Source organism: Micromonospora globbae (genome assembly GCF_036184225.1).
GTDB classification, from domain to species: Bacteria; Actinomycetota; Actinomycetes; order Mycobacteriales; family Micromonosporaceae; genus Micromonospora; species Micromonospora globbae.
Window position 1 is genome coordinate 3123088 of sequence record NZ_CP108084.1, and the last position, 21974, is coordinate 3145061.

The following is a 21974-nucleotide window of genomic DNA, read 5'->3' on the forward strand; positions in this document are numbered from 1 at the left end:
TCTCCGTCCGGCGGCGGACGGCAGCCGCGGGCGCGGCTTCTAGCGTGGTCGCCGTGACCAGTGTGCTCCGCCTGGACGGCGTCGACCGCAGCTTCGGCGACCGTCAGGCGCTCAAGAACGTGTCGTTCGAGGTGGCGGCCGGCCGGATGACCGGCTTCGTCGGCGGCAACGGCGCCGGCAAGACCACCACCATGCGGATCATCCTCGGCGTGCTCGCCGCGGACGCCGGCCAGGTGACCTGGCAGGGCGCGCCGGTGAGCCGGGAGGCCCGCCGCCGCTTCGGCTACATGCCCGAGGAACGCGGCCTCTACCCGAAGATGAGCGTGCGCGAGCAGGTGGTCCACCTGGGCCGGTTGCACGGCATGACGGCCGAGGCCGCCCGGCGGTCCACCGACGCGCTGCTGGAACGGGTCGGCCTCACCGAGCGCGCCGACGACCTGCTGGAGACGCTGTCGCTGGGCAACCAGCAGCGCGCCCAGATCGCCGCGGCGCTCGTCCACGACCCCGAGGTGCTGGTGCTCGACGAGCCGTTCTCCGGCCTCGACCCGCTGGCCGTGGACACCGTCGTCGGCGTGCTGCGGGAGCGGGCCGCCGCCGGCGTCCCGGTGCTCTTCTCCAGCCACCAGCTCGACGTCGTGGAGCGGCTCTGCGACGACCTGGTGATCATCGCGGGCGGGATGATCCGCGCCGCGGGCAGCCGGGAGCAGCTGCGCCGCACGTACACCTCGCCCCGCTTCGAGCTGGTGGTGGACACCGACGCCGGGTGGCTGCGCGACGAGCCCGGGGTGACCCTCGTCGACCTCGACGGCGCCCGCGCCGTCTTCGACCTCGCGCCCGGCGCCGACGAGCAGCCCGTGCTGCGGGCGGCGCTGGCCCGCGGGCCGGTACGCGCGTTCCGCCCGGTCACCCCCTCCCTCACCGAGATCTTCCGAGAGGTCGCCCAGTGAACACCGTGCAGGCCACGCGCCTGGTCGCCGCCCGGGAGATCCGGGTCAAGCTGCGCGACCGGACCTTCCTGTTCAGCACCCTGCTCTTCCTGCTGATCGCCGCGGCGGCGACCGTCCTGCCGCCGCTGCTGTCCGGCGGACCGTCGTCCGTGGCCGTCACGGCGCAGGCCGCCGGCCCGCTGCGGGACGCCGGCCTCGAGGTGCGGACGGTGCCCGACGACCGGGCCGCCGAGCAGGCCGTCCGCGACGGGGAGGTGGACGCCGCGGTCGTCTCCGGCCCCACCGTCCTCGCCCTGGACGAGGCCCCGGACGACGTGGTGAACGCCCTGAGCACCCAACCCCCGGTGCGCCTGCTCGACCCGGACGCCGTGGACCCCGTGGCCGCGTTCCTGGTGCCGTTCGTCTTCGCGTTCATCTTCTTCATCACCTCGCAGGTGTTCGGCGTCCAGATCGCGCAGAGCATCGTCGAGGAGAAGCAGACCCGCATCGTCGAGATCCTGGTGGCCGCGGTGCCCGTCCGGGCGCTGCTGGCCGGCAAGCTGGTCGCCGGCACGGTGCTGGCCCTCGGTCAGATCGCCCTGGTCGCCCTGGTGGCGGTCGCCGGCATGGCCTTCTCCGACGCCGGGGGCCTGCTCCCGCTGCTCGGCCCGGCGATCGGCTGGTTCATCCCGTTCTTCCTGCTGGGCTTCGTGCTCGTGGCGGCCATGTGGGCGGCGGCCGGGGCGCTCGTGAACCGGCAGGAGGACATCGCCGGTGTCTCCACGCCGGTGCAGCTCGCCGTGATGCTGCCGTTCTTCGCGGTCGTCTTCCTCAACGACAACGCCACGGCCATGCGGTTCCTGTCCTACCTGCCGTTCTCCTCGCCGACCGCGATGCCGCTGCGGCTGTTCACCGGTGACGCGGCCGTCTGGGAGCCGGTGCTGGCGCTCGTCCTGCTGCTCGTCGCGGCCGCCGCGTTCCTGCTGGCCGGCGCGCGGGTGTACGAGGGCGCGCTGCTGCGCACCAACGGCCGCACCTCGATCCGGGCGGCGTGGCGGTCCCGGGAGACGGTCGGCTGAGCGCCGTGGCGACCGGTCGGCGCGGCGTGGGCTGAGCGCCGTGCCGACCGGTGGGCGTGCCGCGGGTGGCGCCCGGCCGCTCCCTCGGTGGCCGCGGACGGCGACGTGGCGGTGTCCCGCTTCGGGACACCGCCACGTCGGTTGTCAGAACCTTCCGCCGGTCAGCACGGGACGCTGTCCCAGCCGGCCGGCAGCCGCAGCACCCGGGCTCAGCCGACCGCCGCCATGATCTCGTCGGACACGTCGAAGTTCGCGTAGACGTTCTGCACGTCGTCGCAGTCCTCGAGCACGTCGATGAGCTTGAAGATCTTGCGAGCGCCCTCCTCGTCCAGCGGGACGTTGACGCTCGGGATCAGCGAGGACTCGGCCGACTCGTACTCGATGCCGGCGTCCTGGAGCGCGGTGCGCACCGCGATGAGGTCGCCCGGCTCGGAGACCACCTCGAACGCCTCACCGAGGTCGTTGACCTCCTCGGCGCCGGCGTCCAGGACCGCCATCATCACGTCGTCCTCAGTCGTGCCCGCCTTCGGGACGATCACCACGCCCTTTCGGGAGAAGAGGTACGACACCGAGCCGGCGTCGGCGAACGAGCCGCCGTTGCGGGTGAGCGCCGTCCGCACCTCGGTGGCCGCCCGGTTGCGGTTGTCGGTCAGGCACTCGATGAGCAGGGCCACGCCGTTCGGGCCGTAGCCCTCGTACATGATCGTCTGGTAGTCGGCGCCGCCGGCCTCCAGGCCGGAGCCGCGCTTGACCGCGCGCTCGATGTTGTCGTTGGGGACCGAGTTCTTCTTCGCCTTCTGGATGGCGTCGTAGAGCGTCGGGTTACCCGCCGGGTCACCGCCGCCGGTCCGCGCCGCCACCTCGACGTTCTTGATCAGCTTGGCGAACATCTTGCCGCGCTTGGCGTCGATGACGGCCTTCTTGTGCTTGGTGGTCGCCCACTTTGAGTGGCCGGACATCTGCTACCTCCGTCTGTCGTTCCACGCCTGCGTCGACTGCCACGCCGATCAAATGCCACTCCGATCCGGCGGCCGGTCGGCTCCCGCGGGAAACGCCACGCGGGCGGTTGGCGCTGCCGAACCGCGGCAATCCTACCGAGCCCGTGCCCGCGCGTGTCACACCCGGTCACCGCCGGGGACGTCGTCGGGGCCTGCGGGCGTACCCGCAGACACAACGCCCGGGAACCGGATTCCATGCCCGGCCCGGCGGCCCGGACGCGGTGACGGCGGGCGACGCGTACGCCCGCGCGGGCGGCACGGCGGCCGCGGAAGCCCAGGTCAGGCGGCCCGCACCAGGTCCACGAAGTAGCGGTGCAGCCGCCGGTCGCCGGTCAGCTCCGGGTGGAACGAGGTGGCCAGCAGGTTGCCCTGGCGCACCGCCACGATCCGCCCGGCCGCCGGGCCCTCGTCGACGCGGCCGAGCACCTCGACGCCGTCACCCACCCGCTCGACCCAGGGCGCCCGGATGAAGACCGCGTGGAACGGGTCGCCGTCGACGCCGCTGATCCGCACCGGCGCCTCGAACGAGTCGACCTGCCGGCCGAAGGCGTTGCGGCGGACGGTCATGGCGATCCCGTCGAACCCGCGCTGGTCCGGCCGGCCGTCCAGCACCTCGGTGGCCAGCATGATCATGCCGGCGCAGGAGCCGTAGACGGGCATCCCTCCGGCGATCCGCTTGTCGATCGGCTCGCGCAGGTCGAAGACGTCCACCAGCTTGCTGATCGTGGTCGACTCGCCGCCGGGGATCACCAGCCCGTCGACGGCGTCCAACTCCTGCCGGCGGCGGACCGGTCGCGCCTGCGCTCCCGCGGCGGCCAGCGCCGCGACGTGCTCGCGTACGTCGCCCTGGAGGGCGAGCACACCGATGACGGGTGCCTCGCTCATCGCACCGCTCCTTCCCACATCCACCCGTTGGAAGGGGCCCCCTCCCCGACCGGACACGTCGAAGAGGGGGCCCCTGGTCGCCGTTACCAGCCGCGCTCGGCCAGGCGGTGCGGCTGCGGGATCTCGTCGACGTTGATGCCGACCATCGCCTCGCCGAGGCCACGGGAGACCTTGGCCAGCACGTCGGGGTCGTCGTGGAAGGTCGTCGCCTTGACGATCGCGGCGGCGCGCTGGGCCGGGTTGCCGGACTTGAAGATGCCGGAGCCCACGAAGACGCCCTCGGCGCCGAGCTGCATCATCATGGCGGCGTCGGCCGGGGTGGCGATGCCGCCGGCGGTGAAGAGCACCACGGGCAGCTTGCCTGTCTCGGCGACCTCCTTGACCAGCTCGTACGGCGCCTGGAGCTCCTTGGCCGCGACGTACAGCTCGTCGGCGGGCAGCGACTGGAGCCGGCGGATCTCCTGCCGGATCTTGCGCATGTGGGTGGTGGCGTTGGAGACGTCACCGGTGCCGGCCTCGCCCTTGGAGCGGATCATCGCGGCGCCCTCGGTGATCCGGCGCAGCGCCTCGCCCAGGTTGGTCGCGCCGCACACGAACGGGACGGTGAACGCCCACTTGTCGATGTGGTTGGCGTAGTCGGCGGGGGTCAGCACCTCGGACTCGTCGATGTAGTCGACGCCGAGGGCCTGGAGGATCTGCGCCTCCACGAAGTGGCCGATGCGGGCCTTGGCCATCACCGGGATGGAGACCGCGTTGATGATGCCCTCGATCATGTCGGGGTCGCTCATCCGGGCCACGCCGCCCTGGGCGCGGATGTCCGCGGGCACCCGCTCCAGCGCCATCACCGCGACGGCTCCCGCGTCTTCGGCGATCTTGGCCTGCTCGGCGTTGACCACGTCCATGATCACGCCGCCCTTGAGCATCTCCGCCATGCCGCGCTTCACTCGGGCGGTGCCGACGACGGGGCTGGTGCTGGTGTTCTCAGAGGTGGTGTCGGGCACGGGTTATCGCTCCTCGGACGTGCTCGGGGGGTGACAGCGGAAATGCTACGCCCGGGTCAACGCCGCTCCGACAGCCAATCAGACCCACGGTGGCCTGCACTGTGTCCGGTGTCACCGGCCGCCCCTCCCCCCGCGATCTTGCACTTTCGGCCCCACGTTTGACCGTTATGCCCGATATGCCGGGGCACAAAGTGCAAGATCGCGGGGAGGGTGGGGGTCAGGCCGTGGGGACGTCGGCGGGCACCGTCAGCGTCGGGTCGTCGATGTCGAAGTAGCGCGGCCACTCCCGGCCGCGCCCCATCCGCAACAGGCGTACGAGCGGACGGCCCCGCGCCGCCCGGGCGTCACGGACGAGATCCGTGTGCACCTGCCGGGCCAGCGCGAGGCGGCGGCTCGCCGCGATGACGGCCTCGCAGTCCGGGTCGGCCGGGTCGAGCTGCACGGCCCGCAACTGGCGGGTCAGGTCGTTCTCGGCGGCCTCCCGCTCGTCCGGGTGGGCGTCGAGCGCGATCCGCGCCGCCGCGTACAGCTCCACGCCGTAGCGCCGCTCCGCCAGCACCGCGGCCGCCGCCGCCCGGCGCAGCAGGTGGGCGTCGAGGGCCCGCGCCGCCAGCTCCGCCCGGTCGTGCAGCCGCTCGACCCGTCCCGCGGTCCAGACGAGGTACGCCGACAGCAGCCCGACGGCCACGACCGCGCCCACCGCCCACCACATGCCCGGCATCGTAGTGCTGCTCCGTTCCCGTCCCGCCGGGCCGGGCCGGCGGCGGGGGATCCGGTCACCCACTCGCCTGGCGCGGTCCGGTCAGCCCAGCCCGACCCACTCCTCGTCGATGACCCGCCCGTCGGTGGCCTCGATCGCCGCCGCGTACACCTCCAGCACCCGCCGGGCCACCACGGGCCAGTCGAAGGTCGCCACCACCTGGTCGCCGCACGCGGTCAACTCCGCCCGCGCGCCCGGGTCGTCGAGCAGTTCGGCGAGCGCGTCCCGCAGCGCCGCCGGGTTCCCGGTCGGGAACAGCCGACCGGCGCGGCCGCCGTCGAGCACCCGGCGGAACGCGTCGAGGTCACTGGCGACCACCGTCGTACCGGCCGCCAGCGCCTCGGTGAGGATCATCCCGAAGGACTCCCCGCCCGTGTTCGGCGCCACGTAGAGGTGCACGCTGCGCAGCATCCGGGCCTTGTCCTCCTCGGACACCAACCCGAGGAACGTGACCCGGTCGTGCAGCGACGCCGGGAACTGGTCGTACAGGTCGTCGCGGTCCCCCGGACCGGCCACCAGCAGCCGCAGCCCGGGACGGCGCGGCGCCAGCTCGACGAACGCGTCGCGCAGCACCGGGAAGCCCTTGCGCGGCTCGGTGAACCGGCCGAGGAAGCCGAGCGCGCCCCCGGTGCCCGGACCGCACTCCCCCGGCCACCCCGGCAGCGGCTCGGCGTCGGCGAACTTGGCGACCGCCACACCGTTCGGGATCTCCACGGCGCCCCCGTCGAGGTGCTCCACCTGCACCTTCCGGGCCAGCGCGCTGACCGCGATGCGGGCCGTGATGCGTTCCAGCACGATCTGGAGCACGCCCTGGGCGGCCGCCAGCGCCCGGGACCGGGTGATCGCGGTGTGGAACGTCGCCACCACCGGCCCCCGGGCGGAGAGGACGGCGAGCAGCGACAGACTCAGCGTCAGCGGCTCGTGCACGTGCAGGACGTCGAACTCGCCGCGGGTGATCCACCGCCGCACCCGGGCCGTGGAGACCGGCCCGAACGCGATCCGCGCCACCGAGCCGTTGTACGGCAGCGGCACGGCCCGGCCCGCCGGCACCACGTACGGCGGCAGGGGCGAGTCCTCGTCGGCCGGCGCGAGCACGCTGACCTCGTGACCGAGCGCGATCAGCGCCTCGGCGAGGTCCATGACGTGGTTCTGCACCCCGCCCGGGACGTCGAAGGAGTACGGGCACACGATGCCGATCCGCACGTCATCGCCCTCTGTCCACGACTGCCGGGCTCCGCTGGTCGAGCCACATCCGTTGCAGCATGTGCCAGTCCTCCGGGTGCCGCGCGATGCCCGCGGCCAGCTCGTCGGCGACGCGCTGGGTCAGCGTACGGACGCGCTGGTCGAGCGGCCCCTCCTCGGGGCCGGGCACCGGCAGCGGGCCCTCGATCGAGGCGCACGCCACGGTCGGCTCGTACCAGAGGGAGGCCACGTAGAGCGGCGCCCCGGTACGCAGCGCCAGCAGGGCCGGGCCGGCCGGCATCCGCGTACGGGCGCCGAAGAAGTCCACCTCGACGCCCCGGGCGGAGAGGTCCCGGTCGGCCAGCAGCGGCACCACCGCCCCGGCGCGCAGCCGGTCGACGAGCACGTCGAACGCGGGCCGCTCGCCGCCCTGGGTGGGCAGGATCTCCATGCCGAGGCGCTGCCGGAAGGCGAGGAAACGTTCGTAGACGCCCTCCGGCTTGAGTCGCTCGGCGACCGTGGTGATCGGCCAGCCGTTCGCGGCCACCCAGGCGCCGGCGGCGTCCCAGTTGCCCGCGTGCGGCAGGGCGATCACCACGCCCCGGCCGGCGGCCACGGCGGAGGAGAGCAGCTCCTCCTGGTCGAGCCGGAACGTGGCGAGGATCTGCTCGCGGCTCAGCGCGGGCAGCCGGAACGCCTCCATCCAGTACCGGGCGTACGAGCGCAGGCCGCGGCGGACCAGTTCGTCCAGCTCGGCCTCGGGCATCCCCGGCCCGACGACCCGGCGCAGGTTGGCGCGCAGCCGGGCCGTACCCCCACCGCCTCCCCGGCGGTGGACCCGGTCGGCGCCCGCCCGGAACGCGGCGGCGACCAGCGGGCGCGGCAGTGCGCGCACCAACCGCCAGCCGGCCACGTAGCCGAGCTCGGTGAGGTTCACCCGTTTCCACCCGCTGCCGGCAGCTTCTGCGCCTGCCGGTGGACGTGCACCATGCGCTGCCCGACCGTGAAGATCGACACGGCGGCGAGCAACCAGAGCGCGATCTGCAGCGCCGGGTCGACCCCCAGGCCGGTGAGCAGGCCACCGACCCCGACGATCAGCAGCCGCTCGGTGCGTTCGGCGACGCCCACGTTGGCGGTCATGCCGAGTCCCTCGGCGCGGGCCTTCACGTAGGAGACCAGGCCGCCGGCGGCCAGGCAGACCAGCGCGGCGGCCACGCCGGCGTGGTCACCCTGGGTGGCCAGCCAGTACGCGACCGCGCCGAAGACGGCGCTGTCGGCGATCCGGTCCATGCTCGAGTCGAGGAACGCGCCGAACCGGGTCGAGCCGCCGCTCATCCGGGCCATCGTGCCGTCGAGCAGGTCGGTGAGCGCGAAGACCGTGACGATCAGCGCGCCGGCCACGAGGTGGCCGCGGGCGCCGAAGCCCAGGGCGCCGACGAGCACGCCGACGGTCCCGGTCACGGTGACCGCGTTGGGGGTGACGCCCGCACGGAGCAGGCCGCGTGCGACGGGCTCGACGACGCGGGTCATCCCCGCTCGGGCCGACACTTGGAAGATCTTCGCCATGGCGGTCCCACGATAACGGTCCACCCAGGTGCGGCGATACGGCCGGTCGACCGGGCTGGCGCGGAGGAGGCTTGTGCCCGTCGGGCAACCGGTGTGAGATCGGGTCAGGAAGGTGACCCAGGTCACCCATCCGCCCGTCCGAGTCCCGCTGTGCAGCAGACCACCGGAGGATATCGCCGCGCACCCGCCCCGGGCCGCTGTCCCGTCACGCGCGGCGGTCGCCACCACCACCGGCTGAGGGAGGTGCGCCCCATGGCGCAGAAGAGTCAGGAGAAGGGGGTCACCGGCGGCGCGCCGGTGGTGACCGAGCCCGGCAGGGTCCGCAACGTCGTGCTCGTGGGGCACTCCGGAGCGGGCAAGACCACACTGGTCGAGGCGCTGCTCGCGGCCACCGGCACGATCGGGCGCGCCGGCGCCGTCACCGACGGCACCACCGTCTGCGACCACGACCCCGCCGCCGTACGCCAGCAGCGGTCGGTGAGTCTGGCCTGCGCGCCGCTGCTGCACGCCGGCGTCAAGGTGAACCTCCTGGACACGCCCGGCTACGCCGACTTCGTCGGCGAGCTGCGCGCCGGGCTGCGCGCCGCCGACGCGGCGCTCTTCGTCGTGTCCGCCGTCGACGGGATGGACGCGGCCACCGCCGCGCTGTGGGAGGAGTGCGCCGCCGTGGACATGCCCCGCGCGGTCGCCGTCTCCCGGCTGGACCACCCCCGGGCCGACTTCGACGAGGCCGTGGCGCTCTGCCAGCGCGTGTTCGGCGACAACGTGCTCCCGCTCTACCTGCCGATGCTCGGTGACGACGGTGTGTCGACCGTCGGTCTGCTCGGCCTCATCACCCGCCGCGTCTTCGACTACACGGGCGGGCTGCCCGCCCAGGTGCGGGAGCCGGACCCGGAGCACCTGCCCGCGATCGTGGAGTCCCGCAACGAGCTGATCGAGGGGATCATCGCCGAGAGCGAGGACGAGTCGTTGATGGACCGCTACCTCGAAGGCGAGGAGATCGGCACCGACGTGCTGATCGACGACCTGGAGAAGGCGGTCGCCCGGGGCCACTTCTACCCCGTGGTGCCGGTGTGCGCGGAGACCGGCGTCGGGCTGGACGCGCTGCTGGAGGTGCTCACCTCCGCCTTCCCGTCCCCCCTGGAGCACGACCTGCCGGCCGTGACCGGGGTCGACGGGACGCCGCGCCCGCCGCTGGCCTGCGACCCGGACGGGCCGCTGGTCGCCGAGGTCGTCAAGACCACCATCGACCGGCACGTGGGGCGGGTCTCCCTGGTCCGGGTCTTCTCCGGCACGCTGCGGCCGGAGCAGACGGTCCACGTCTCCGGGCACGGCCTGGCCGAACGCGGGCACCCCGACCACGACGCCGACGAGCGGGTGGGGCACATCTACACCCCGCTCGGCGCCGCCCTGCGCGAGGTGTCGGCCTGCGTCGCCGGTGACATCTGCGCGATCACGAAGTCCGGCAGCGCGGAGACCGGCGACACGATCTCCGCCAAGGACGAGCCGTTGCTCGTCGCGCCCTGGGAGATGCCCGAGCCGCTGCTGCCGGTGGCGATCGTGGCGCGGAGCCGGTCGGACGAGGACGCCCTCGCCCGCAACCTGGCCCGGCTGGTGGCCGGCGACCCGACCCTGCGGCTGGAGCGCAACGCGGAGACCCACCAGTTGGTGCTCTGGTGCATGGGGGAGGCGCACGCCGACGTGGTGCTGGACCGGCTGCGCGCCGGCGGCGTCGACCTGGACACCGAGCCGGTGCGGGTGGCCCTGCGGGAGACGTTCACCACCTCGGCGAAGGGGCACGGCCGGCACGTGAAGCAGTCCGGCGGCCACGGCCAGTACGCCGTCTGCGACATCGAGGTCGAGCCGCTGCCCCGGGGCGCCGGCTTCGAGTTCGTGGACCGGGTGGTCGGCGGCGCGGTGCCGCACAACTACATCCCGTCGGTCGAGAAGGGCGTCCGGGCCCAGATGGAGCGGGGCCTGGTGGCCGGCTACCCGGTGGTGGACCTGCGGGTGACGCTCTTCGACGGCAAGGCGCACAGCGTGGACTCCTCCGACGCGGCGTTCCAGACCGCCGGGGCACTCGCCCTGCGGGACGCGGCCGAGAAGGGGCAGCCGACGCTGCTGGAGCCGATCGACGAGGTGACGATCCGGGTGCCGGACCCGTCGGTGGGCGCCGTGATGGGTGACCTCTCCGGCCGGCGGGGGCGGGTGCTCGGCACCGAGCCGGACCCGGACGGCGAGGGACGCACCCTCGTCCGCGCCGAGGTGCCCGCCACCGAACTGCTCCGCTACGCGGTGGAGCTGCGCTCGATGACCTCCGGCACCGGCACGTTCCGCCGCAGCTTCGTCCGGTACGACCCCATGCCGCCGCACCTGGCCGACCAGGTCCGCAAGGAGCACCCCACCACCTGACCGCCGCCCGGGCCGCTCCCCGCCCCGTCCAGGTGGCGGGTCAGGGATGCGTGGCGGGGGCGGCCGGACTGGGGAAGCGGGGGTGGTCGGCGTCGCGCAGGGCGGCGCTGCGCAACGCGGCGAGCTGGCGCTCCACCTCGGCGAACTGGTCCGGGGCGAGCGGGCCGCGCTCCAGCGCGGCGGCGTTCTCCTCCACCTGCGCCACTGTGCGGCAGCCCGGGATCGGGACCGTCCGGCCGCTGCGCGCCCAGATCCAGCCGAGCGCGCCCTGCGCCAGCGTGCGCCCGTCGGCGGTCAGCGCGTCCCGCACGGCGGCCACCCGGCGCAGCCACTCCGGCGCCGGCCGCCCGCCCCGGAACCACTCCAACCAGCCGGGAGCCAGCCCGCGCACGTCGTCGCGGGGCAGCGTGGAGGCGGCCGTGTACTTGCCGGTGAGCAGCCCCATCCCGAGCGGCCCCCGGTTGACGCTGGCCAGGTCGTACTTGTCGCAGACGGCGAGCAGGTCGGGGGCGTCGCGGAGCACCGACAGGGCGTGCTGCACGGCGGTCGCGCCGGGGGCGGCCTGCCCGAACGCCTCGGCCCGGTCGGTGCGGTCGGTGCTCCAGCCGTACGCCCGGACGAGCCCCTCGGCCACGAGATCCTCCAGGGTGCCGACGAGCGCCTCGGCCCGGGGCACCGGCAGGTCGGCCAGGTGCAGCTGGTACAGGTCGATGCGGTCGGTGCCGAGCCGGCGCAGCGAGGCGACGACCGCCCGGCGCAGGTACGCGGGCGAGGCGTCCTCACCGGTGACCTGCCGCGTCGCCTCGTCGAAGGTGTAGCCCCACTTGGTGGCGATCACCGCCTCGTCCCGCCGGCCCGCGAGCGCCCGCCCGAGGACGCGCTCGCCGTGCCCCGCGCCGTACGTGTCGGCGGTGTCGAAGAGGGTGACGCCGAGGTCGAGGGCGCGACGGATGGCCCGCACCGACTCCTCGTCGTCGACGGCGCCCCAGCCGAGGGGCTGGTCGCCCTCCGCCCACGGGCCGCCGATGGCCCAGCAGCCCATGCCGAGGGCGCTGACCGCGATGCCGCTGCGCCCCAACGTCCGTGTCATGTCCGCCACCCGCCGATCGTGCCACCTCGCGCCCGGCACGACAGCCCGTCGCCACACCGCGCCACCCGCCGGGCGCGTAGGGCATGGTCGGCGCAGGCGGCGGCGCGGCGCGGGGCATCGGCGACGGGCCGGCGGCGCCCGCCCCCGGCCGGCCGCGTGACGTGGGTCAGGACGGCCAGGCGCGCGCGAGCAGCTCGCGGGTGTCGGCGAGCAGCTGCGGGAGGACCTTGGTCCGTCCGATGACCGGCATGAAGTTCGCGTCGCCGCCCCAGCGGGGCACCACGTGCTGGTGCAGGTGCGCGGCGATGCCGGCGCCGGCCACCCCGCCCTGGTTCATGCCGAGGTTGAAGCCGTGCGCGCTGCTGACCGCGCGGATGACCCGCATCGCGGTCTGCGTGAACGCCGCCAGCTCGACCGTCTCCGCCTCGTCCAGCTCGGTGTAGTCGGCCACGTGCCGGTACGGGCAGACCAGCAGGTGGCCGGGGTTGTACGGGTACAGGTTGAGCACGGCGTAGACGTGCCTGCCGCGCGCCACGACGAGACTCTCCTCCGGCGGTGCCTGCGGCGCCCGGCAGAACGGGCAGCCGGTGGGCTTCTCGTAGCCCTCGGCCGGGCGCTCCTCGCCCGAGATGTAGGTCATCCGGTGCGGCGTCCAGAGCCGCTCCAGGCCGTCGGCCAATCCGTCGCTGTCCGTGTGCCGTTCCGCCCCAGTCACACCGGCGATCCTACGGACCGCCGACGGCCGCCGGCGGCTGCCACCCGGCGTACGTCCCGCGACCGGAATGTCGGCTGTGCAGGAACGCGGGAAATGGAAGTTGTTGACGACTCGATGCCCACGACTGAAACTTCCATTCATTCATGCACTTCCATGTACCGATGGAGGCTTTCCTGTGATCCGACGAATCGGCACGATCCTCGCGGCCCTCGCGCTGACCGCCGTCAGCACGGTGCTGGGTGTCACCGTCACCGCCGGCGCCGCCCACGCCGACGGCTGCTACACGTGGGGGCGCACCCTGTCGGAGGGGATGTCGGGCGAGGACGTCCGGCAGTTGCAGATCCGCGTGGCCGGCTACCCGGGCTACGGCGCCGTGCTCACCATCGACGGGGCGTACGGGCCGGCCACCCGGGCGGCCGTGGCGCGCTTCCAGCAGGCGTACGGCCTGGCGGCCGACGGCATCGCCGGCCCGCAGACCTTCAACCGGATCTACGCGTTGCAGGACGACGACTGCACACCGGTCAACTTCAGCTACGCCGAACTCAACGACTGCAACAGCGACTGGTCCGGCGGCGCGGTGTCGGCCAGCACCGCCCGGTACAACGCCCGGGTGGCCATGTGGAAGCTCCAGGCCATGCGCCACGCCCTGGGTGACCAGCAGATCGTCGTGACGAGCGCGTTCCGCAGCTACGCCTGCAACAGCGCGGTCGGCGGGTCGTCGACGAGCCGGCACCTCTACGGCGACGCCGTCGACCTGGGCGCCGGCCCGCACTCATTGTGCCGGCTCGCCCAGCAGGCCCGGTACCACGGCTTCAACGAGATCCTCGGCCCCGGCTACCCCGACCACAACGACCACACCCACGTCGCGCACAAGTCGACGCGGACCTGGTCCGCGCCGAACTGCGGCATCTGACCCCGCCGGGCGCTCGAACGCGGATGTGGTGGCCTCCCCGCCCTCGGGAGGCCACCACACCGTGGATCGTGCACGGTCAGGAGCGGTACGCCGGCGGGGCGCCGCTCACATCTGGGCCGACGGGCCGGTGTTCGTGCGGGACTTCACCACGTCGAGGACGTGGTTCACCGCCTCCGGGATCGGCACCCCGTTGCGCTGCGACCCGTCCCGGTAGCGGAACGACACCGTGCCGGCCGCCACGTCGTCGTCGCCGGCGATCACCATGAACGGGATCTTCTGCTGCTGCGCCGTACGGATCTTCTTCTGCATCCGGTCGTCGCCCGCGTCGACCTGGGCGCGGATCCCCTCGGCGCGCAGGGCCGCCACGAAGCCGTGCAGGTAGTCGGTGTGGTCGTCCCGGATCGGGATGCCGACCACCTGCACGGGCGCCAGCCAGGCCGGGAAGGCGCCCGCGTAGTGCTCGGTGAGCACGCCGAAGAACCGCTCGATCGAGCCGAACAGCGCCCGGTGGATCATCACCGGCTGCTGCCGGGTGCCGTCGGCGGCCTGGTACTCCAGCCCGAACCGCGCCGGCTGGTTGAAGTCGACCTGGATGGTGGACATCTGCCACGTCCGGCCGATGGCGTCCTTGGCCTGCACGGAGATCTTCGGACCGTAGAAGGCCGCGCCGCCCGGGTCCGGCACCAGTTCGAGGCCGGACTGCTCGGCCGCGACGCGCAGCGCCTCGGTGGCCTCGGCCCAGTCCTCGTCGCTGCCGATGAACTTTGGCGAGTCGTCCCGGGTGGACAGCTCCAGGTAGAAGTCGTCGAGGCCGTAGTCGCGCAGCAGGTCGAGCACGAAGGTCAGCAGCGCGCTCAGCTCGCCGGGCATCTGCTCCCGGGTGCAGTAGATGTGCGAGTCGTCCTGGGTCAGCCCGCGCACCCGGGTGAGGCCGTGCACCACACCGGACTTCTCGTACCGGTAGACCGTGCCGAACTCGAACAGCCGCAGCGGCAGCTCCCGGTACGACCGCCCGCGCGCCTTGAAGATCAGGTTGTGCATCGGGCAGTTCATGGCCTTGAGGTAGTAGTCCGCGCCCTCCAGCTGCATGGGCGGGAACATGGTGTCCGCGTAGTACGGCAGGTGGCCGGACGTCTCGAAGAGGTGCGCCTTGGTGATGTGCGGGGTGTTGACGAACTCGTAGCCCGCGTCCTCGTGCCGGCGGCGCGAGTAGTTCTCCATCTCCCGGCGGATGATGCCGCCCTTGGGGTGGAAGACGGCGAGACCGGAGCCGATCTCGTCGGGGAAGCTGAACAGGTCGAGGTCGGCGCCGAGCTTGCGGTGGTCGCGCCGGGCGGCCTCCTCCAGCAGCTTCAGGTACGCCTTGAGTTCGTCCCGCGTCGGCCAGGCGGTGCCGTACACCCGCTGGAGCTGCGGGTTCTTCTCCGATCCCCGCCAGTACGCCGCGGCGGACCGCATGAGCTTGAACGCCCCGATGAGCCGGGTGTTCGGCAGGTGCGGCCCCCGGCACAGGTCCGACCAGCAGACCTTGTCCTCGTTCGCCGCGAGGTTGTCGTAGATCGTCAGCTCGCCGCCGCCGACCTCCATCACCTCGGAGGAGTCCAGCCCCTCCCCCTTGATGTCGATCAGCTCCAGCTTGAACGGCTCGGCGGCCAGCTCCGCGCGCGCCTCGTCGAGGTTCGCGAACCGGCGCCGCCGGAACCGCTGGCCCGACTTGACGATCTCCTGCATCCGCTTCTCGAGCCGCGCCAGGTCGTCCGGCTGGAACGGCTTGTCGACGGCGAAGTCGTAGTAGAAGCCGTTCTCGATCGGCGGGCCGATGCCGAGCTTCGCCTCCGGGAAGACGTCCTGCACGGCCTGGGCGAGCACGTGGGCGGTCGAGTGGCGCAGCACGTTCAGCCCGTCCGGCGAGTCGATGCTGACCGGCTCGACCTCGGTGTCGGTGGCCGGCCGCCAGTCCAGGTCGTGCAACTGCCCCTCGGGGTCGCGGACCACGACGATCGCCTTCGGGCCGGTCATGGGCAGCTCCGCCGCGGCCACCGCGTCGGCCGCCGTCGTCCCGGCGGCGACGACGACGGGGTCGGCCACGGCGGGGGTACGGGGTGCGGACACGGTGACTCCTCGAAAGCAGACGGCACAGACCGGGCCGGTACGGCCCTCGCCGATGCTATCGGTCCGCCGTCGCACCCCGACCGCCGACGCCTCAGCCGCGCGCGTGTGCCCTCGCCGACCGGCTCTCCCGACACGCGCCCGCCCGCGTTGAACCTTTCGCCGCCAGCGGCCGAACTACCGGGTGTGGCCGACTTCCGGTGTCGGCCGCCCAGGACACGGATGGGGACGCGACATGGCGACGACCCGAGGCGACCGTCGACGCGCGGCCGGGGCGGCGGCAACCCTGCTCGCCGTCGCGGTGCTCGGCTGGCCGGGCACCGCGTACGCGGCGCAGGTGACGACCACACCGAGCCAGGCCCGGCAGGGTGACGCCGTACGGCTGGAGTTCGTGGTGCCCGAGGAGCGCACCGGCACCCGGACCCGGCAGGTCGAGGTCCGGCTGCCCGCGGACACGCCGATCGCCGAGGTGTACCCCATGTCGGTGCCCGGCTGGGCGCCCCGCATCACCTCCCGCACGCTCGACGAGCCGGTGGCCGGCCTCCACGCGGGCGGGGTGAGCACGGTCACCACGGCGGTGACGTGGATCCGGGTGGGCGAGGCGGGCGCCGGCCCGGCCCGGCTGCCGCTGTCCATGGGGCCGCTGCCCCGCACCGGGCGGCTCACCTTCCCGGTGATCCAGACGTACGCCGACGGCACCGTGGTGCGCTGGGCCGACACGGACGGCGCCCACCGGGCACCGGTGCTCACGCTGCTCCCCGCCGACCCGGGCGGCGGCGCCGGGCACGCCGGCCACGGCGCGCCGGCCGGCGTGAACGGCAGTGGGCCGGGCGGCGCGGGCACGGCCGGCGGCAGCGCGCCGGGCGGCGGCAGCGCGCCGGGCGGCGCGGACGGCAGCGGGCCGGGCGGCGAGGGTACCGCCGCGCGACCCGACGACGGCGGCGGGACGGTCGGCCGGACCGACCTGCTGCTCACCACGGGCCTGCTCGCCGGGCTGGCCGGTGGCGCGGCGATCGGCTGGCTCGCCAGCCGGTGGCGCCGCCGCTCCTCGGTCGACGGGGCGGGGAGCACCGGATGGCGCCTGCCGAGCACCGACGGGTGACGGTCAGGGGAGCCACGTGGGGAGGGGCTCGCGCGCGGCGAGCCAGTCCCCCGGCACGCCCCCGGGGTCGCCCACACCGCCGTACGCGGCCACCACGCCGCCCGCGATCGCCGCGGTCGTGTCCACGTCCCCGCCCGCCTCGACGCAGGCCCCGACGGCAGCCGGGTAGTCGTCGAGGTGCGTGGCGGCGACCCAGAGGGTGAAGCCCACCGTGTCCTGCGCGGTGACCCGGGAGCCGTTGCCCAGCGCCGCCACCACCTGCGGCAGCGGTCGGCCGAGCAGGTCGGCGGCGCGGCGTACCCGGCGGTGGACCTCGGTGGCCGGGTCGAGCGCGGCGGCGACCCCGGCGAGCAGCCGGTCCGGCGCCGGACGGTACCCGTCCAACCGGCCCCGCGCGGCCAGCGCGGCGGCGACCGCCACGGCCACCGCTCCGGCGATCCCCTCCGGGTGGGCGTGCGTCACCTCGGCCGAGGCGCGGGCGTGCGCCGCGGCGCGCGCCGTGGAGTCGGCGAAGTACGCCCCGACCGGCCCCACCCGCATGGCCGCCCCGTTGCCGCAGGAGCCCTGCCCGTCGAACGCCGACGCGGCGGCCACCGGCCAGGGCGTGCCGGCGCGGATCAGCCGCAGGATGGTCACGGCTCCCGGGCCGTACCCCCGGCGGGGTTCGGCCCGCTCGGCGAAGGCGAGTGCCAGCCGGTCCCGGTCGATCCCGCCCGACTCGACCAGTTCCGCGAGGACCGAGCAGGCCATCTCGGTGTCGTCGGTCCACTCCCACGGCGCGGGCGGGAGGCGTCCGGCCGCCAGGTCGGCGGCCGGGCGGCCCGGTACGAGGAACTGCGCGCCGAGGGCGTCGCCGACCGACAGGCCGGCGAGGCAGTCCCGGGCGAGCGCTGCGCGCGCGTCGGGAAAGAGCGTGAAGGACATCGTTGCCCAGCTTGCCGGGTTCACCGGTACGCCGCAACGCGATCAACTTGCCACCACGAGTACCGTCTTGGCGTGGCCACCGTCCTCCTGGTCGAAGACGATCACGTCGTACGCGGCGCGATGCTGCGGTCCCTCGCCGACCGGGGGCACGCGGTGCACGCCGTCGGCACGGCGCTGGACGCGCTGCGCCGGGTCGCCGCCGAGACACCCGACCTCGTGGTGCTCGATCTCGGCCTGCCCGACCTGGACGGCTCGGACGCCCTGCGGATGCTGCGCGGCATCACCGACGTACCGATCATCATCGCGACCGCCCGCGACGACGAGCAGTCGGTGGTCCGGCTGCTGCGCGCCGGCGCCGACGACTACATGGTCAAACCGTTCACGGGGGCACACCTCGACGCCCGGATCACCACCGTGCTGCGGCGGGTCGGCCGGGCCAGCCGTACGGTCCAGCCCGCCGTGCACGTCGTCGGCGGGCTGCGGGTGGACGTCGGCGAGCGCACCGCCCACCTCGACGGCGTGCCGCTGGCGCTCACCCGCAAGGAATTCGACCTGCTGGCGTATCTCGCCGCACGTCCCGGGCGGGTAGTGTCCCGCCGGGAGCTCTTGGAGGAGGTATGGCGGCAGCCGTCGGTCGGCGAGGACCAGACCATCGACGTTCACCTCTACTGGCTCCGTCGCAAGATGGGCGAGTCCGCGGCGAAGCCGCGCTACCTGCGCACCGTGCGGGGGGTCGGCTTCCGGCTGGTGGCGCCGGACTGAGGAGCACGCTGGCCCTGCTCACGGCCGGCTGCTGCGCCGTCGTGGCGCTGGCGTTCCTCGTCCCGCTCGCCCTCGTCCTCGGCGACCGGGCCCGGGACGAGGCGATCGCGGACGCGGCCCGGCGCAGCGCGCTCGTCACCGGGGCGCTCGCCGTCAGCACCGATCCGAAGGTGATCGAGCGGGCGGTGGCCGCCAGCGGGGGCGACCCGGCCACCCGTCCGGTCGTGCACGGCCTCGGCGACGGCACCGCCACCGGCCGTGCCGGCGCGGCCGACCTCGACCAGGCCCGCGCGGAGCGGCGTTCCCTCGTCGTCGACGTGGCCGGCGGCGCGGCCCGGCTCGACCCGGTGGTGCTCGGCGACCGGGTCGCCGTGGTCGAGGTCTTCGTGCCCGACGCCGCCCTGGGCGGCGGGAGCCGGTGGCTGCTCCTCGCGGGGGTCGCCGTCGTCCTCGTCGGCGCGGCGGTCCTGGTGGTCGACCGGGTCGCCACCCGCACGGTGGACGCCACCCGCGGCCTCGTCCACGGGGCTCTCGCGATCGGCGACGGGGACCTGGGCGCCCGGGTGGAGCCGAGCGGCCCGCGCGAGCTGGCCGAGGCCGGGCACGCGTTCAACCGGATGGCGGAGCGTCTCGTCGCCGCCCGCGCCGACGAGCGGGAACTCGTGGCCGACCTGTCGCACCGGCTGCGTACGCCGCTGACCGCGCTCCGCCTCGACGCGGAGGCGCTGGATCCGGACGACACCAGCATGGGGACGTTCAGCGAGGCCGAGCTGGACCGCCGGCGCGGGATCCGGCGCATCCGGCAGGCGATCGCCACCCTCGAGGGCGAGGTCGACGTCCTCATCAAGACCACCCGCAAGGCGGTCACCCACGACACCGGGCCGGCGATGTGCGACGTCAGCGAGGTGGTGCGGGACCGGATGGTGTTCTGGTCGGCGCTCGCCGGTGACCAGAACCGGCCGCACCGGGTCATCGGCGCGCACCTGCGCATCCCGGCGCCCGTGCCGCGCGCCGAACTGGCCGCCGCCCTGGACGCGGTCATCGGCAACGTCTTCCGGTACACCCCCCAGGGCACGGCGTTCGAGGTGGCCGTCTCCCGCCGCGACGGGTACGTGGCGATCCGCATCGACGACGCCGGCCCGGGCATCGCGAACCCCGACCGGGCGCTGCGCCGGGGCGCGAGCGACCAGGGCTCGACCGGGCTCGGCCTGGACATCGCCAAGCGGGTGGCGTTGCAGGCCAACGGCTCGGTGAGCATCGACCGGGCCCAGCTCGGCGGGGCCAGCGTGGTCATGCTGCTCGCCGACCCGGAGGCGACGCCCCGGCCGGTCAACCGGTTCGGGCTGGTCGGCCGGATGGCGCGCGAGGCCCGCGAGCAGAAGGGCGCCGGCCGCCGCTGGCCCCGGCAGCGCAACGGACGCTGACGCCGCCTGGCTGTGGCGGGACGCAAGTCTTCCTTAGATCCGGCTTAACGGCGGCGCCGGGCGGCTCGGCGGCTGACAGGATTCGGACACGAACCCATCAGTTCCACCGGCCAGCGCCCCGCGCACCCACCGACCGGTGGAGCACGTGCGCGCGGCGGGAGAACGGTCCCCCCACACCTGCTCCCGCCGCGCGCCCGTATCTCTTCCACGCCTCAGGTCCGCCGCCGGGGCGGACACCGCCCGCGGCCTGGCACCCGCTCCTCAGCGGGCGGTGGCCAGGTAGGCGTCGATCTCCGCGGTGATGCGCTGCTTGTCGGCCGGGGCCAGGAACGAGGCCGTCACCGCGTCCCGGGCCAGCCCGGCGACGCCCTCCGGCCCGAGGTCGAGCAGGCGGGCGGCCACCGCGTACTCGTCGTTGAGGGTGGTGCCGAACATCGGCGGGTCGTCGGAGTTGACGGTGACGAGCAGGCCCGCCTCGACCAGGCGCGGCAGCGGGTGCTCGTCGAGGCTGGCGACGGCGCGGGTGCGGACGTTCGAGGTGGGGCACACCTCCATGGCGATGCGCCGCTCGGCCAGGTACGCCAGCAGCTCCGGGTCCTGCGCCGCGGCGATGCCGTGCCCGATCCGCTCGGCGCCCAGGTCGCGCAGCGCGTCCCAGATGGTCTCCGGGCCGGTGGTCTCCCCGGCGTGCGGCACGGAGCGCAGCCCGGCGGCGCGGGCCTGGTCGAAGTACGGCTTGAACTGCGGCCGGGGCACGCCGATCTCCGGTCCGCCCAGCCCGAAGCTGACCAGGCCGTCGGGGTGCTGCTCCAGCGCGATGCGCAGTGTCTCCTCCGCGGACGCGAGGCCCGCCTCGCCCGGGATGTCGAAGCACCAGCGCAGCTCGATGCCGAAGTCGGCCTCGGCGCGCTTGCGGGCGTCCTCGATCGCCTCGCAGAACGCGGGCGCCGGGATGCCCCGCCGGACGTGCGAGTACGGGGTGATGGTCAGCTCGGCGTACCGCACCTGCTGGCGGGCCAGCTCCCGGGCCACCTCGTGGGTGAGGAGCCAGACGTCCTCCTGGTCGCGGATCAGGTCGACCACGCTCAGGTAGACCTCGATGAAGTGGGCGAAGTCGCGGAACTCGAAGTAGTCGACCAGCGCGGCCGGGTCGGCCGGCACGGGGGTACGCCCCTCGTGGCGGGCGGCCAGCTCGGCGACGATCCGGGGGGAGGCGGAGCCCACGTGGTGGACGTGCAGCTCCACCTTGGGCAGGCCGGCGATGAAGGTGGGCAGGTCGGTCACAGGTTCTCCTCGGCACGGGCGCCGGTGCGGGCGACCACGAAGACACGGCGGAACGGAAAGGAGACCTGCCCCAGGTGGGCCGGGTACGCCTGCCCGAGGCGTACCTCCAGTTCGGCGCGGAAGTCGGCCCAGCGCGCGGCGTCGAGGGCCGCGCGGACCGGCCGCAACGCGGTCCCCTCCATCCAGGTGAGCACGGGGTGCGCGGCGGCGGCGCGGACCGGGAGCAGGTGCACGTAGGTAGTCTCCCAGGCGTCCACCGTGCACCCGGCACCGGTCAGGAGCGCCGCGTAGTTGGCCGGATCGTCGACCGGGGCCTCCCGCAGCAGGGGCAGCAGCTCCGCCCGCCAGGCCGGACGCGCGGCGACCTCGCGCAGCGCGCGGTGCGAGGGCGCGTCGAAGTTGCCCGGTACCTGCACGGCGAGCCAGGCGCCGGCCGGCAGCTCGGTGGCCCAGCGCCGCAGCAGCTCCCGGTGCCCCGGCACCCACTGGAGCACGGCGTTGGTCACCACCACGTCGACGTCCGGATCGGGCCGCCAGTCGCGGACGTCGCCCACCCGGAACTCGACGGGCGCGTCCAGCGCGACGGCCCGTTCGATCATCTCCGGTGACGAGTCGAGCCCGATCACGCGGCTGTCCGGCCACCGCGCGGCCAGGCTCGCGGTGAGTTGTCCGGGGCCGCAGCCGAGGTCGACCACCGTGCGGGGCCGGTCGGCCGGAACGCGGGCGAGCAGGTCGTGGAACGGACGTGACCGCTCGTCGTCGTAGCGCAGGTACGTTGCCGGATCCCACATGGCGTCGCCTCCCAAACCGTACGTACGTCTTGTTTACCGTACGGGGCCGTG

The 21974-nt window shown here is 74.2% G+C and carries 20 protein-coding genes; 7 read left to right on the forward strand and 13 right to left on the reverse strand.

Features of this window, described 5'->3' with window-relative positions; all coding sequences use genetic code 11:
• The first annotated feature begins 53 nt into the window (after nt 1–53).
• Nucleotides 54–947, forward strand: coding sequence for an ABC transporter ATP-binding protein (locus OG994_RS13785; RefSeq protein ID WP_120328894.1), 894 nt, complete (start codon nt 54–56; stop codon nt 945–947).
• A complete protein-coding gene (locus OG994_RS13790) occupies nt 944–2005 on the forward strand; it encodes an ABC transporter permease (RefSeq protein WP_120328732.1) in 1062 nt (353 codons plus the stop codon). Before OG994_RS13785 ends, OG994_RS13790 begins: the two co-directional genes overlap by 4 nt.
• Nucleotides 2006–2214: 209 nt before the next feature.
• Here OG994_RS13790 and OG994_RS13795 read toward each other — a convergent pair whose 3' ends face one another.
• The 7 genes from OG994_RS13795 to pgsA form a co-directional block, all read right to left on the reverse strand.
• Nucleotides 2215–2964, reverse strand: a complete 750-nt coding sequence (locus tag OG994_RS13795) for a YebC/PmpR family DNA-binding transcriptional regulator (RefSeq protein ID WP_120328733.1) — start codon at nt 2962–2964, stop codon at nt 2215–2217.
• A 318-nt stretch (nt 2965–3282) separates the two neighbouring features.
• Complete coding sequence (pdxT, locus tag OG994_RS13800; protein WP_120328734.1) at nt 3283–3888, reverse strand: pyridoxal 5'-phosphate synthase glutaminase subunit PdxT; 606 nt, start codon at nt 3886–3888, stop codon at nt 3283–3285.
• An 83-nt stretch (nt 3889–3971) separates the two neighbouring features.
• A complete protein-coding gene (gene pdxS / locus OG994_RS13805; RefSeq protein WP_120328735.1) occupies nt 3972–4889 on the reverse strand; it encodes a pyridoxal 5'-phosphate synthase lyase subunit PdxS in 918 nt (305 codons plus the stop codon).
• A 217-nt stretch (nt 4890–5106) separates the two neighbouring features.
• On the reverse strand, nt 5107–5610 hold the full coding sequence (locus OG994_RS13810; protein ID WP_120328736.1) for a hypothetical protein: 504 nt from the start codon (nt 5608–5610) through the stop codon (nt 5107–5109).
• 81 nt (nt 5611–5691) lie between these two features.
• Nucleotides 5692–6852, reverse strand: coding sequence for a glycosyltransferase family 4 protein (locus OG994_RS13815; protein WP_120328737.1), 1161 nt, complete (start codon nt 6850–6852; stop codon nt 5692–5694).
• Nucleotide 6853: 1 nt separating this feature from the next.
• Nucleotides 6854–7768 carry a phosphatidylinositol mannoside acyltransferase gene (locus OG994_RS13820; RefSeq protein ID WP_120328738.1) on the reverse strand — a complete coding sequence of 305 codons (915 nt, stop codon included), beginning with the start codon at nt 7766–7768 and terminating at the stop codon, nt 6854–6856.
• Nucleotides 7765–8397, reverse strand: coding sequence for a phosphatidylinositol phosphate synthase (gene pgsA, locus OG994_RS13825; RefSeq protein ID WP_120328739.1), 633 nt, complete (start codon nt 8395–8397; stop codon nt 7765–7767). Before pgsA ends, OG994_RS13820 begins: the two co-directional genes overlap by 4 nt.
• 252 nt (nt 8398–8649) lie before the next feature.
• Between pgsA and OG994_RS13830 the strand changes: the two genes are divergently transcribed.
• Nucleotides 8650–10809 carry an elongation factor G-like protein EF-G2 gene (locus OG994_RS13830; protein WP_120328740.1) on the forward strand — a complete coding sequence of 720 codons (2160 nt, stop codon included), beginning with the start codon at nt 8650–8652 and terminating at the stop codon, nt 10807–10809.
• Nucleotides 10810–10849: 40 nt separating this feature from the next.
• On the opposite strand, the gene OG994_RS13835 is transcribed toward OG994_RS13830, so the two are convergent.
• Together OG994_RS13835 and OG994_RS13840 are read right to left on the reverse strand one after the other, a co-directional pair.
• Complete coding sequence (locus tag OG994_RS13835; protein WP_328853479.1) at nt 10850–11899, reverse strand: aldo/keto reductase; 1050 nt, start codon at nt 11897–11899, stop codon at nt 10850–10852.
• A gap of 166 nt (nt 11900–12065) precedes the next feature.
• Complete coding sequence (locus OG994_RS13840; protein ID WP_328853480.1) at nt 12066–12614, reverse strand: HIT family protein; 549 nt, start codon at nt 12612–12614, stop codon at nt 12066–12068.
• A gap of 175 nt (nt 12615–12789) precedes the next feature.
• Here OG994_RS13840 and OG994_RS13845 point away from each other — a divergent pair, with 175 nt between their 5' ends.
• Nucleotides 12790–13527, forward strand: a complete 738-nt coding sequence (locus OG994_RS13845; RefSeq protein ID WP_240032939.1) for a D-Ala-D-Ala carboxypeptidase family metallohydrolase — start codon at nt 12790–12792, stop codon at nt 13525–13527.
• A 105-nt stretch (nt 13528–13632) separates the two neighbouring features.
• Here OG994_RS13845 and thrS read toward each other — a convergent pair whose 3' ends face one another.
• Nucleotides 13633–15639 (reverse strand): threonine--tRNA ligase, encoded by a 2007-nt coding sequence (thrS, locus tag OG994_RS13850; protein WP_120328744.1) that lies wholly within the window; start codon nt 15637–15639, stop codon nt 13633–13635.
• A 232-nt stretch (nt 15640–15871) separates the two neighbouring features.
• Between thrS and OG994_RS13855 the strand changes: the two genes are divergently transcribed.
• On the forward strand, nt 15872–16738 hold the full coding sequence (locus OG994_RS13855) for a YcnI family protein (protein WP_328853481.1): 867 nt from the start codon (nt 15872–15874) through the stop codon (nt 16736–16738).
• Between the two features lie 3 nt (nt 16739–16741).
• On the opposite strand, the gene OG994_RS13860 is transcribed toward OG994_RS13855, so the two are convergent.
• Nucleotides 16742–17662: an ADP-ribosylglycohydrolase family protein gene (locus tag OG994_RS13860; RefSeq protein WP_328853482.1), complete on the reverse strand. Its 921-nt coding sequence runs from the start codon at nt 17660–17662 to the stop codon at nt 16742–16744.
• 72 nt (nt 17663–17734) lie between these two features.
• Between OG994_RS13860 and OG994_RS13865 the strand changes: the two genes are divergently transcribed.
• Both OG994_RS13865 and OG994_RS13870 read left to right on the forward strand, forming a co-directional pair.
• Nucleotides 17735–18424: a response regulator transcription factor gene (locus tag OG994_RS13865; protein WP_120328747.1), complete on the forward strand. Its 690-nt coding sequence runs from the start codon at nt 17735–17737 to the stop codon at nt 18422–18424.
• Nucleotides 18425–18438: 14 nt separating this feature from the next.
• Complete coding sequence (locus OG994_RS13870) at nt 18439–19848, forward strand: HAMP domain-containing sensor histidine kinase (RefSeq protein ID WP_120328895.1); 1410 nt, start codon at nt 18439–18441, stop codon at nt 19846–19848.
• A 261-nt stretch (nt 19849–20109) separates the two neighbouring features.
• Here the strand turns inward: OG994_RS13870 and OG994_RS13875 are convergent, their stop codons facing one another.
• Both OG994_RS13875 and OG994_RS13880 read right to left on the reverse strand, forming a co-directional pair.
• A complete protein-coding gene (locus OG994_RS13875) occupies nt 20110–21132 on the reverse strand; it encodes an adenosine deaminase (protein ID WP_328853483.1) in 1023 nt (340 codons plus the stop codon).
• The gene (locus OG994_RS13880) at nt 21129–21923 is read right to left on the reverse strand and encodes a trans-aconitate 2-methyltransferase (RefSeq protein ID WP_328853484.1); all 795 of its coding nucleotides are present in this window, start codon (nt 21921–21923) and stop codon (nt 21129–21131) included. The genes OG994_RS13875 and OG994_RS13880 overlap by 4 nt, the downstream gene beginning before the upstream one ends.
• Nucleotides 21924–21974 lie beyond the last annotated feature (51 nt).

Coding starts and splice junctions, on each gene's coding strand:
- OG994_RS13795 (WP_120328733.1), bottom strand. CDS start 2,964: ATGTCCGGCCACTCAAAGTGGGCGACCACCAAGCACAAGAAGGCCGTC.
- pdxT (WP_120328734.1), bottom strand. CDS start 3,888: ATGAGCGAGGCACCCGTCATCGGTGTGCTCGCCCTCCAGGGCGACGTA.
- OG994_RS13810 (WP_120328736.1), bottom strand. CDS start 5,610: ATGCCGGGCATGTGGTGGGCGGTGGGCGCGGTCGTGGCCGTCGGGCTG.
- pgsA (WP_120328739.1), bottom strand. CDS start 8,397: ATGGCGAAGATCTTCCAAGTGTCGGCCCGAGCGGGGATGACCCGCGTC.
- OG994_RS13830 (WP_120328740.1), top strand. CDS start 8,650: ATGGCGCAGAAGAGTCAGGAGAAGGGGGTCACCGGCGGCGCGCCGGTG.
- OG994_RS13835 (WP_328853479.1), bottom strand. CDS start 11,899: ATGACACGGACGTTGGGGCGCAGCGGCATCGCGGTCAGCGCCCTCGGC.
- OG994_RS13855 (WP_328853481.1), top strand. CDS start 15,872: ATGGCGACGACCCGAGGCGACCGTCGACGCGCGGCCGGGGCGGCGGCA.
- OG994_RS13860 (WP_328853482.1), bottom strand. CDS start 17,662: ATGTCCTTCACGCTCTTTCCCGACGCGCGCGCAGCGCTCGCCCGGGAC.
- OG994_RS13880 (WP_328853484.1), bottom strand. CDS start 21,923: ATGTGGGATCCGGCAACGTACCTGCGCTACGACGACGAGCGGTCACGT.